Source organism: Streptomyces sp. NBC_00080, from assembly GCF_045041255.1.
Taxonomy (GTDB): Bacteria; Actinomycetota; Actinomycetes; order Streptomycetales; family Streptomycetaceae; genus Streptomyces; species Streptomyces coriariae.
Genome location: NZ_CP108235.1, coordinates 6,737,106 through 6,748,992, shown reverse-complemented (window position 1 = coordinate 6,748,992; position 11,887 = coordinate 6,737,106). Strand labels below are relative to the sequence as shown.

General features: G+C 72.0%; 7 protein-coding genes. All 7 read right to left on the bottom strand.

Features of this window, described 5'->3' with window-relative positions; genetic code table 11:
- Positions 1–49 precede the first annotated feature (49 nt).
- Positions 50–1,042, bottom strand: a complete 993-nt coding sequence (locus OHU34_RS29990) for an aldo/keto reductase (RefSeq protein ID WP_142263934.1) — start codon at positions 1,040–1,042, stop codon at positions 50–52.
- Between the two features lie 22 nt (positions 1,043–1,064).
- A complete protein-coding gene (locus tag OHU34_RS29985) occupies positions 1,065–1,853 on the bottom strand; it encodes a methyltransferase domain-containing protein (RefSeq protein ID WP_142263935.1) in 789 nt (262 codons plus the stop codon).
- An 81-nt stretch (positions 1,854–1,934) separates the two neighbouring features.
- A complete protein-coding gene (locus OHU34_RS29980; RefSeq protein WP_405772417.1) occupies positions 1,935–3,515 on the bottom strand; it encodes a condensation domain-containing protein in 1,581 nt (526 codons plus the stop codon).
- Complete coding sequence (locus OHU34_RS29975) at positions 3,440–8,509, bottom strand: amino acid adenylation domain-containing protein (protein ID WP_405769229.1); 5,070 nt, start codon at positions 8,507–8,509, stop codon at positions 3,440–3,442. The genes OHU34_RS29980 and OHU34_RS29975 overlap by 76 nt, the downstream gene beginning before the upstream one ends.
- 83 nt (positions 8,510–8,592) lie before the next feature.
- Complete coding sequence (locus OHU34_RS29970) at positions 8,593–9,336, bottom strand: thioesterase II family protein (protein WP_142263937.1); 744 nt, start codon at positions 9,334–9,336, stop codon at positions 8,593–8,595.
- Positions 9,333–9,569, bottom strand: coding sequence for an MbtH family NRPS accessory protein (locus tag OHU34_RS29965; protein ID WP_142263938.1), 237 nt, complete (start codon positions 9,567–9,569; stop codon positions 9,333–9,335). Before OHU34_RS29965 ends, OHU34_RS29970 begins: the two co-directional genes overlap by 4 nt.
- Entirely contained in the window at positions 9,566–11,887 is a 2,322-nt protein-coding gene (locus tag OHU34_RS29960) for an acyl-CoA dehydrogenase family protein (protein WP_405769226.1), read from the bottom strand. Before OHU34_RS29960 ends, OHU34_RS29965 begins: the two co-directional genes overlap by 4 nt.

Sequence of the window (11,887 nt, the reverse complement as noted above, 5' to 3'; positions counted from 1 at the left end):
ACCCGGACGCGAAGAGGGCCGGCCCGCTGTGGGCCGGCCCTCTTCGCGGCTACTGGGACCAGGCCGTCGGCGTACGGTCCCAGCGGTGCCGCCGCAGCTCCGCGACGAGATCGTCCGGCAACGGCTGCGCGCCGCTGACCCCGAGGTTGGCCCGGACGTGCGCGACGCTACGCATCCCGGGGATCACCGTCGCGACCGCCGGATGGCGCAGGATGAACCGCAGGGCCAGTTCGGGCAGGGTCATACCCTCCGGCACCACCTGCTTCAGCCGCTCCGCCCGCTCCACGCTGGCGTGCAGGTTCTCCGGTACGAAGTACGAGTTGCGCCAGTCACCCTCGGGCCAGGTCGACTCGTGTGTGAGCGTCCCGGTGAGCGTGCCCTCGTCGAACGGCACCCGGCAGATCACGGCGACGTCCAGATCCTGGCAGGCGGTGAACAGCTCGTCCTCGGGCGCCTGGTCGAAGATGTTGTGGATGACCTGGACGGCGTCGATCAGGCCGGTGTCGAGCGTCTTCAGGACGTTCTCGGGCTCCCAACGGTTGACGCTGATGCCGACGCCCTGGACGAGCCCCTCGTCCTTGAGCCGCCGGATCGGCTCCTGCCACCGCTCGTCATCGGCCCAGGAGTCCTCCCAGACATGGAACTGGAGCAGGTCGATCGTCTCCACGCCCAGGTTCGCCAGGCTCTTGTGGGCGTACTCGAGTATGTGGTCCCCGGGAAAGACGTCGGCGAGTCTCGACTCCCGGGTCGACGGCCAGTTCCGGTCCTTGGGAGGAATCTTCGTGGCGACGTAGCATCGATTCCCGGGATTTCCCGAGTTCTCCTTCAGCAGTTTCCCGAGCAATTCCTCACTGTGTCCGCGCCCGTAGATCCACGCCGTGTCGAAGAAATTGCAGCCGAGCCGGACGCTCTCCCGCAGGGATTCACTTCCGGCGTCGTCGTCCGCCCCCGTCCAGCCGCCCTCCCCACCGGCGATGCCCCACATTCCGTAGCCGACCTCGCCGACCTGCCAGCCGAGCCGGCCAAAACGTCGATACTGCACAGCCGATCACCTTTCAGTTCACTCAGGACCCGAGAACGGATTTCACCCCGATGATGCCCTCGAACGCCATCTGCTTCTGGACCAGTTGAGGAGAGGCGAAGCCCGCCTCGGACAGCAGACGCATGTTCTCCTCGGTGGTGAACGGCTCCAGCACCGACCTGAGGCTGCGTGACTTGCCCAGGATCTCGTCCGCCGTGAAGCCCTTGTTCTGCTTGTACTCCTCGTAGCACTGGTTGAACATGTCCTGCATCCGCGCCTCGGGCGAGCGGGTCTTCTCGAAGAGGATCAGCGCACCCCCCGGCAGCATCTCCGAGCAGATCCGCTTGATCAGCGCCGGACGCTTCCAGATCGGTACGAACTGAAGCGTGTAGTACATGATCACCAAGCTGCAGTCGCTGTAGTCCACCCGGAGGGCGTCACCGAGCTCGATGTTGACGTTGGGCAGCTCCACACAGCGCTGACGCGCCTGCGCCACCATCTCCGGCACGATGTCGATGCCGAAGAACTTCACATCCGCTTCCCGATGACGCACGGCCAGTTTGGCGGTGAGCGCCGCCGTGGAGCAGCCGATCTCGGCCACCCGACTGCCCGGGGTGACGAAGAAGTCGGACAGCTGCGCGATGATCTCGTGCCCCGCCTCGTACCCCGGGATGCTCCGGGACACGTGCTCGTCGAAGTGATCGGCCGTGTTCCCCGAGAAACTCCACCTCGGGGACTGCAACTCGATGTTGTCCCCGACCGTGGGAACACCGGACGCGTCCGTGATCAGGTCGATGTCCGCCAGCTCCTCTACCGCTTTGCTCTCAGCCATGGCCAAGGCCTTTGCCTTCCCTCGTACGGTTGTGTTGACTGCTGTGCCGGCGAGAGGCGGTGTGTCCCCGCCGTGCTCTCTTCAACTCGGTTTCGGCACCGGGCGCTTGACATCGCCCGTCAGCGCGGTGAGCGCCTCGACGAACAGCTCCGCCACCCGGGCTTCGCCGGCCGGGGACGTCTCGTCCGGGTCCACCCGCACGCTCAGCTCGACGCCCTCCCCGTCCTGGAGCCGGTTCACCTCGACCAGGACGGGGAAGTTGGTGCGGTCCTCGTACCGCCAGCCGTCCACCGTGACGTGACGCAGCCCGTGCAGCGCGTCGGAGGCGTGGAAGTCGGTGTAGTTGAACATCACGGCGAACGGGGGCCGCCCGAATTCACGCTGGATGCGCGCCAACGGGTACGCGCGGAACGGCAGATGTTGCCGCTCGGCGTCGAACACGGCACGTACCAGGTCGGCCCAGGTGCCGGTGGCGATCTCGATCCTCACGGGCAGCACGTTCAGGAACAGGCCGAGCAGCAGATCGGCGCCCTCCGTCTCAGGCCTGCCGTTGCCGCACAGTCCGCTCACCACGTCGGTCACGCCCCGCCAGGTGCCCAACGCCCACAGGTGCGCCGCCAGATAGACACTCTTGACCGGCACCCCCAGTTCGTCCGCCACCCGACGGGCTCCGGCGGTGAGCTCCGCCGGGAGCAGCAGGGTCGCCGGGCCCTGCCCACGGTCGTCCCCGTCGTCCCCGTCATCCCGGTCGGCCTCCGGGACGGACAACGGCTCGGCGCCGGCGAGCAGGTCCCGCCAGAAGGTCCGGGCCTCCCGGGACTCCCTGAGGCGCTGCTCGGCGGCCACGAAATCCCGGTACCGGATCTGCGGCATCCGTTCGAGGGCCCCGCCGCCGGAGCCGAGCCTGCTGTCGTACTCCACCAGCAGTTCGGTGGTGAACCGCGCGAAACTCCAGCCGTCGAGCAGTACATGGTGCACCGACAGCGACAGCTGGAACGTGTCCGCCGACCAACGCACCACGTGGGCACGCAGCAGCGGCGGGGCGTCGAGGTCGAACGCCGTGGCCGACTCACGGTCCCACCAGGCGCGCAGCCGAACCTCCTGCGCACGCTCGTCCAGCACCCCGAACGCCTCCTCCACCTCCAGCGGGACGGTGGCGACGCGGTGCACCAACTGCATCGGCTCGTCGAACTCGGCCAGATCGAACGAGGTCCGCAGGATCTCGTGCCGCCCGCACAGCACGTCCAGCGCGCCCCGCAGCGCGGCCTCGTCCCAGTCCGAGGTGACCCGCACGCTGGTGAGGTCGCGGTAGAGCCGCGAGTCGTCGCTCAACTCGACGTGGTAGAGGATGCCCAGCTGGAGATCCGCGAGCGGGTAGGCCGCCTCGACACCCTCCGGCACCAGGGCCGGGTCGAGTTCGGCAAGCACGCCGGTCGACGCGGCGCCCGTCGCCGATGCCCCCTCGGCCGGCTCCGCGGCCCGCGGGTCCTCGATGTCGGCCATCGCCGCCGCCAGTTCGCCGATCGTCGGATGCAGGAAGAGCTGCTCCAGGCTGAGCGGCACCCCGGCCGTCCGCGCCTCCGCGATCAGCCGCAGCGCGGTGATCGAGTCGCCGCCGAGAGCGAAGTAGTTGTCGTCCGGCCCGATCCGGTGCTCGGGCACACCGAGCACCGCGGCCCATACGGCCCGCAGCGCCCGCTCCCCCGACGAGTCCCCGAGTGCCACCAAAGCGCCCTCGGGCGTGGGGTGTTGGGTTGTGGTGGTGGGTGGGGGGAGTCGGGTGGGGTCGAGTTTGCCGTTGGGGGTGGTGGGGAGGGCGGGGAGGGGGTGAGGGTGGTGGGGATCATGTGGGTGGGGAGGTGGGTGGTGAGGTGGGTGCGTAGGTCGGTGAGGGTGGTTTCGGTGTGGTGGTGGGGGGTGGTCAGGACGGTGTAGGCGGCGAGTTGGGGGTGGTGGGGGGTGTGGGGGTTGAGGATGACGGTGGCGGCGTGGACGGCGGGGTGGGTGAGCAGGACGCGTTCGATCTCGGCGGGTTCGATGCGGAAGCCGCGGAGTTTGATCTGGTGGTCGGTGCGGCCGAGGTAGTGCAGTTCACTGCCGTGGTCGGCGGTGATCACCGTGCCGGTGCTGCCGGGGTTGCCGGGGTTGTGGGTGGTGGTGGCAGTGGTGGTGGCGAGGTCGCCGGTGCGGTAGCGGCGGCTGCCGGGCGGGCCGTCGGGGTCGGGCAGGAAGCGTTGTGCGGTCAGTGCGGGACGGCCGAGGTATCCGGCCGCGACCTGGGGCCCGCTCACGAACATCTCCGCACCCTCAAGCCCACCACCGTCGCCGGCGCCCCTACCGTCGCCGGCGGTGCCGCAGGGGTCAGTGCTGGTGCTGGTGCTGGTGCTGGTGCTGGTGTGGGGGTGGAGGGTGATGGTGAGGCCGGGCAGGGGGGTCCCGATCGGGCTGACCGCCTGTTCCTGGTCGGCGGCGGCCAGGGGCCGGTAGGTGACGTGGACGGTCGTCTCGGTGATCCCGTACATGTTCACCAGCCGCGGCCCGCGCCACCCGTACGCCGCGCTCCAGGCCTTCAGACTCCCCGGCCGCAGAGCCTCCCCGCCGAAGACGACCGTCCGCAGTGCCGTGGCCGGGAACCCCTGCGCCGCGGCCGCCGCCACCAACTGCGTGAACGCCGTCGGCGTCTGACTCAGCACCGTCACCCCCTCCCGGCACACCAGCTCCCACATCGCCGCCGGATCCCGCGTCACCGCATACGGCACCACCCGCAACCGGCCCCCCTGCAACAGCGCCCCGAACACCTCCCACACCGAGAAATCGAACGCCGCCGAATGAAACATCGACCACACCTCGTCCCCGCCCCACCCCCCGAACGCCTCACCACAGGCGGCGAACAACGCCAGCACATTGCCATGCGTCACCACCACACCCTTCGGACGCCCCGTCGAACCCGACGTATAGATCACATACGCCGTATCCCCCTCCACCACCCGAGCCCCCACCCACCGAGCAGCCGCCGCCACCTCCACCGCACCCACCGGATCATCCAGCCCCACAAACGCCACACCCTCGGCGCCGTCCAACACCCCCGCCCAACCCCGCTTGCCCAACACCACCCGGCAACCCGCGTCCGCCACCGTCTCGCGCAACCGCTCCACCGGAAAACCCGGATCCAACGGCACATACCCCGCACCCGACTTCAACACCGCCACCATCCCCACCACCAGATCCACATCCCGCTCCCCCACCAAAGCAACCAACACCCCCCGCCCCGCACCCGCAGCCACCAACCGCGCCGCCACCACCGACGACAACCGGTCCAACTCCCCATACGACAACTCCCGCACCCCGTCCCCCACCGCCACCCGACCCCCACACCGAGCCACCACCCCACCCAACACCCCATGCACACCGGTGCCGTGGGGGGCGTTCCGGTCCGACGCGGGGGCGTCGAGTGCCGGCAGGACCGCGTCGGGGGCGGCCACCGCGGCCGTCAGGCAGGCGGTGACGCGGTCCAGGATGCGTTCGACCGTGCCGGGCTCGAACAGGTCGGAGCTGTACTCGGCGGTGAGGACGAGCTCGCCGTGGACCTCCTCGACCTCCAGCGTGAGGTCGAACTTGGCGGTGCCGTTGTCCAGCGGCACCGGGGTGGCGTCCAGGCCCGCCAGACGTGCCTGCGGCCGACGTTCGCCCTGGTAGGCGAGGGCGAACTGCACCAGCGGGGGTCGGGACAGGTCCCGGCTCGGGGCGAACTCGGCGGTGAGACGGTCGAACGCCACGTATTCGTGTTCGAAGGCGTCCAGGGCCGTCTCGCGCACCTCGCCGAGCCAGCCGCGGAACGTCGTGCCGTCGGTACGGCGCAGGCGCAGGATCACGGTGTTGACGAAGAAGCCGACCACGTCGTCGAGCTCGGGGTGCGGCCGGCCGGCCGTCGGCGAGGCGACGAGGAGTTCCGACTGCCCGCACTCCTCGCTCAAGACGGCCCCCACGGCGGTGAGGACGACGCAGTACGGCGTGGTGTCCTCGGCGCGGGCCAGGGTGCGGACGCCGTGGAGCAGGCCGGTCGGGGCGGCGCGGGTGAAGCGCCGTCCCCGGTAGCTCATCACGGCCGGCCGGGGGTGGTCCGTCGGCAGGTCGAGGACGAAGGGGGCGCCGCTCAGCCCGGTGCGCCAGTAGGCGAGGGCGGCGTCGGCGGCGGGTGATTCGGCGACGTCCCGCTGCCACTGGGCGAAGTGGTCGTAACCGAGGGAGCCGGTCGGCGGCCGCGGGTCGGCTCCGGTTCGGCGGGCCGCGTAGGCGGCGGCCAGATCGCGGTCGAAGACGTCCACGCTCAGGCCGTCCGCGACCAGGTGGTGGAAGACCACGGTGAGGAGGTGGTCGTCCACCGCCACGCGGGTCAGCTCCGCGCGCACGAGCGGCGCCCGTCCGAGGTCGATGTGCTCCCCGGCCAGGCGTTCGGCACGGGCGAGGGCCGCCGCTTCGGCGTCCGGCCGGTGCGACAGATCGACCAACGGCAGGTCACCCGGCGCGGACTCCGCGACCTCGGCTGTGACCCGTCCGTCGAGGGAGACGAAGGAGGTACGCAGGCGGGGGTGCCGGTCGACGGTCTCCTGGTACGCCGACCGCAGCGCGGAAAGATCCAGTTCGCCGCGCAGCCGCAGGGCGACGGGGACGTTGTAGGCGATGCCCGCGCCACGGTGCAACTGGTCCAGGAACCAGAGGCGTTGCTCGTGGGTCGAGACGATGCCGGGTGCCACCGGGGTCGTGGAGACGGCGGGCAGCGGCGCGACGGCCGCCTCGGCACCGCCGTCCCGCGGCCCGCCGTCCCGCAGGAGTGCCGCGAGTCCGGCGACGGTGGCGGCCCGCAGGAACTCCCTCGTGGTCAGCGGGACGCCGAAGGTGTGGCGCAGCCGTCCGAGGATCCGGACCACGTCGAGCGAGTTGCCGCCGAGCGTGCGGAAGTCGTCGTTTCTGCCGATGGCCGGGCCGTCCAGCACCTCGCTCCACATCGCGGCGACGCGTTCCTCGATCGGCCCCCGCGGCGGTTCCGAGCGCCCGGACTCCTCGCGTGATCCGGCGTCCGGGGCGGGCAGGGCGCGGCGGTCTACCTTGCCCTGGGCGGTGACGGGCAGGGCGTCGAGCAGGACGAAGTCCGCCGGGACCTGGTACACGGGCAGGACCTGGCCGGCCCGCTCGCGCAGGGCGGCCCGGTCCGTGTCGCCGACGACGTAGGCGATGAGTACGGTCTCGGGGCCCGTCCCGGAGGGGACGACGACGCACTGACGTACCCCGTCGAGTTCCGCGAGTACGGCCTCGACCTCGGCGGGTTCGACCCGGTGCCCGCGGATCTTCACCTGCTGGTCGCCGCGGCCGAGGAACTCCAGTGAGCCGTCGTCGAGTTGCCGTACGAGGTCACCGGTGCGGTAGAGCCTCGCGCCGGGGCGGTCGGTGAACGGGTCCGGTACGAAGCGCTGGGCGGTAAGGCCGGGAAGGCCGTGGTAACCGCGGGCAGGCGCGGCGCCGCCCACGTACAGTTCGCCTGCCTCGCCCGTCGGGCACGGGCGCGTCGCGGCGTCGAGGACGCGTACCTCGGTCCTGCCCAGCGGGGCGCCGATGGGCAAGGTGGCCGTGTCCGGGAGGCCTGCCTCGGCCGGGTACCGCCCGGTGGTGGCGGTGATGGTGGTCTCCGTGAGCCCGTAGGCGTTGATCACCGGGATCCGGCTGTGCCGGTGCCAGGCGGCCAGCGAGCGCGTGTAGGTGGTGTCGCTGCCGACCACCAGCAGCCGCAGGGTGGGAGGCAGTTCGCGGGGGCCGAGGTCCAGGTCCGCGCCCCACTGGTCCCAGTAGGGCGTGGGCAGGTTGGCGACCGTGACGCCGTTCTCGCGGATGAACTGTTCCAGTTCGAGGGGCGACACCGAGGTGTCGGGCAGCACCACGACGCGGCCGCCCGCGGCCAGGGTCGGGAAGACCTCTTCGGCGAGTACGTCGAAGCCGGGGTTGGTGAACTGGAGGACCCGGTCGTCCGCCGTGAGCCGGAACCTGTCCCGCGCGGCGAGGGCGTGGTGGGCCAGCGAGTGGTGTTCCACGGCGACGGGCTTGGGGCGGCCGGTGGACCCCGAGGTGTGGATCAGGTAGGCGAGGGCGTGGGGCGACACGGTCGGCAAGGGGTGGCGGGCGCCGTCGGCGGGCCTGGCCGGGCGGACGTCGGCCAGGTCGAGCACGGGGACGGCGTCGGCATCCGGACCCCCTAGGGACGGGCCGGGGAGGAGGCGGCTGTCGGTCACCAGCAGCCGGGCGCCGGCCGACTCCAGCAGTCGACGGGTCCGCTCCGCGGGCAGCCCGGGGTCCAGCGGCAGGTAGGCCGCGCCGGACTTCAGCGTGGCGAGGAGCGCCGTCACCAGCGCCGCACTCCGCGGCAGCCGGACGGCGATCACGACTTCGGCCGTACCGGCCGAGCCGGCCTGGCCACCCGGGTCGGACGGGGTCGCGGTGGGGCGGGCAGATGCCAGGAGACGGGCGACGGCTTCCGCGCGTTCGTCAAGTTCGCGGTAGGTCAACCGGGTCGGACCGTCGACGACGGCGACGGCCTCGGGAGTCTCGGCCGCGTGTGCCGCGAAGAGCTGATGGACCGACTGCTCGGCGCTGTCCCCGTGTCCCACGTGTCTTCCCTCGCTCCTGGACCGGGCCCATCGCCCCGCCCGACCATGCCCATGGCCCGCCGCCCGAAGGCGCGCGGCGGCTCCTACTGTTCGTCGATCACGTCGAGCACCCGCCGTACGACGGCGTCGGCGCTCTCCTCGTGCAGGTAGAAATGGCCGCCGGGCAGGGCGAACCGTTGTGTCCGCCCGCTGGTGTGCTCGGCCCAGGCGTCCAGTTCCGCGACGTCCACCAGGGCGTCCCCGTTGCCGTGCAGGACCGTCACCGGGCAGCTCAACGGGGCTCCCCGGTACGGGCGGAAGGTGTCGCCGACCGCCAGATCCGCACGCAGGACGGGCAGCAGCATCCCCAGCAGCTCGTCGTCGGCCAGGACGGACGGGTCGCTGCCACCCATCTCCCGCAGCCACGCGATCAGTTCGCCGTCGGGCAGGGTCGCGTTGACCGATGCCCGGGACGGCAGGTGCGGGGCAGGGGCACCGGACACGATCAGGTGGGCGGGCTTGACGCCGTGCTCGTGCTCCAGCCGCGCCGCGACGGCGAACGCCACGAGGGCGCCCATGCTGTGCCCGAACAGCGTGACCGGCAGGTCGGTCTCCGGCAGGACCGCCGCGGTGGCGGCTTCGGCCAGCGGTCCGCAGCGGGTGATCAGGGGCTCGCCGAAGCGGCCCATGTGGCCGGGATACTGGACCGGGCGTACGTGTACCCGGGGGCTCATCCGGCCCTGCCAGGAGCGATAGACGCCGCCCGCGCCACCCGCGTGCGGGAAGGCGAACAGCCGCGCCGTGGCGTCCGGCTCCGTCCCGCCGAGGAACCAGCGGCCGACGCTCATCGGGTGCCGTGCGGTGTCTCGCCGAGGCTGCGGCGCAGACTCAGCGGGCGCATGTCGGTCCACACGGCCTCGATGTGCTCCAGGCAGACCGATTCCGGTCCGGTCACCCCGTCGGCGCGCCAGCCCGCGGGCGGCTCCCGGTCGGCGGGCCAGATGGAGTACTGCTCCTCGTGGTTGATCACGACCTGATACGTGATCCCGGCCTCGGGGGCGGATTCTGCCGCTGCGGTCACTGGGGGCCTCCTGTCCACTTCGGGTTTCTGTCTTCGGGCGGGCGCCCGCCGGTCTCCGCGAGCGTCGGCCGGGTCAGCATCTCCAGGTCGTCGCGTCCCGCCAGCCGGATCAGGGCTGCCTCCCGCCACAGCCGGCCGGGCGTGCCCAGCCGTACGGCCTCGGTGCGGGCCAGCCGGTAGTACCGCTGCACGGGCCGCTGCGCCGTCAGGCCCCTGGTGCCGCAGACGTGCACGGCGACCGAGGTGGTGCGCGTGACGGCTTCGGCGGCGAGGCCCAGCGCGTCCACGGCGGCCCGCTCCACGGGGCGGCCCTCGTCCGCCAGCCACGCGGCGCGGTGGACCGCGAGGCGTACCAGTTCCAGCTGGGCGGCGGCCTCGGCGAGCCGGAAGGCGATGGACTGGAAATCATGGAGGGGCACGCCGAACTGGTGCCGTTCGGCGGTGTGGGCACGGGCGGCCGTGAGCGCTCCGCGAGCCAGTCCCAGGAGGTATCCGGCCTGCCGGACGCGGTGTCGTGCGGTCAGGGAGCGGAGGTCCGGGCCGGACGGCCGGCAGACGATGTCCCGCGGTGCGATCCGGACGCCTTCGAGCGTCACCACGGTGTCCTGGCCGATCCGCTCGGTGCGCCGGGCGGATCGGCCGGCGGGCACCAGCGCCAGTGCGGTCGTGCCGTCGACGTGGACCGGCAGCAGCAGGTGGTGGGCGTTCGGGCCGTCCAGCGTGACGGGCCCGTCGACGAGCACGCCGTCGGCGGCGGCCCGCGTCCGCAAGGGCCGTTCGAGGTCGAAGTCGCCGCAGTCCACGGTGAGTTCACCGGCGGCGAGCAGGAACAGCGCCTCCCGGCCCGCGCCGGCCGGCCCCGGTCCGTCCTGCACCGCGGTGCGCAGTACGTCGGCGGTGAGCGCGACGCCTCGGTAGGGTCCGCTCAGTCCCGCGCGGCCCAGTTCCTCGCAGACGGCGAGTGAGCCGGCGAGCCCCAGGTCCAGGCCGCCCGCCTCGGCCGGCACCTCGAATCCGGGCGCCCCCAGTTCCACCAGGGCGGGCCAGGCGGGGCACCGGTCGTCGTGCGCGGCGGGAGGTCCGTGCACCGCGGTGACCGGGTCGCGGTCCCGGTCCTGGGTCGCCTGCCGCAGGCGTCGGCGCACCTCACCGCGCACCTGCCGCAGCAGCAACTCCTCGTCGTCGTGCTTGATGCCGTCGGTGTCGCCGACGGCGATGATCTGGAGCATCACCTCGGAGGTCCCCGCCGACAGCGTCAACCCGGGTGCCTCGCGGTAGGCGGCCTCCAGCATCCCGGCGGCCCGGCGGCGCGCGGCGCCGACGGGTGCGGGCAGGGTCGCGGCCCAGCCCGCCACGGACCGGGCAAGCTCACTGGTGAGCAGTTTCGCGGTCGCGGCGAGGGTGTCGTCGACCTCGTCCAGTCCCGTGGCCAGTTGTCCGATCACCCGCCACGACAGCAGCCTGGCCGCCTCCACCGCAGCGCCGTACCGGCCCGCCTCGACGAGGTCCTCGGGCTCCAGGCCTCCGTCGAGGGCGGCCGCGTACCAGCGTTCCGCCTTCAACGCGTAGTCCAGGCCGGTGCGTTCGATGGCGAGGGCGCTGGTGAGGAGGGGCCAGCCCGCGCCCTCCGCGCCCACCCGGTCCGCGGCCGGGACCCGGACCCCGTCCAGGACGACCCGGTGGAACTGCTCGTCGGCGATGCCGGGGATCGTCTCCCGGTGCACCCCCGGCGCGTGCAGGTCCACCAGGAAGAGGCTGATGCCCTGGTAGCGGTCCTCGGTGTCGCCGGTGCGGGCGGCGCACAGGGCGAGGTCGGTGATGTCGCTCTTGAGGCTGTACGCCTTCACCCCGTGCAGAAGATAGCCGTCCCCGTCGGCCTCGCGCACCGCGGTGGTCCGCAGCCCGGCCAGGTCGGAGCCGGCCTCGGGCTCGGTGTAGAGCACGCTGGCGAAACGCCGGCCGGCCGCCAGGTCCGGCAGGCAGCGGGACTTGAGGTCGGGGCTGCCGGCGAGGAGCACGAACAGGCCGACGATCTGGATGGTGTTGACGTGCAGGGTGTCCGGGACGCCGGCCCGTACCAGTTCCTCCGCGACGATCGACGCCTCGGCCAGTCCGGTGTCCCGGCCTCCGTACTCCGAGGGCCAGTTGACGGCGAGCAGGCCGCTCTGTCCGAGGGCCCGGTACAGCGGCCTGACGTCCGGCTCGCGGTCGTCGCGGAGCGCGAGCCGGTCCAGTTCCTCCTGGATGTGGCGGGCGGCGAGTTCGGCGCGGATCTCCTTGCGGAAGGCGTCCTGGGCCGCGGTGAAGCCGAAGTCCAT

Coding starts and splice junctions, on each gene's coding strand:
- OHU34_RS29985 (WP_142263935.1), bottom strand. CDS start 1,853: ATGGCTGAGAGCAAAGCGGTAGAGGAGCTGGCGGACATCGACCTGATC.
- OHU34_RS29970 (WP_142263937.1), bottom strand. CDS start 9,336: ATGAGCGTCGGCCGCTGGTTCCTCGGCGGGACGGAGCCGGACGCCACG.
- OHU34_RS29960 (WP_405769226.1), bottom strand. CDS start 11,887: ATGGACTTCGGCTTCACCGCGGCCCAGGACGCCTTCCGCAAGGAGATC.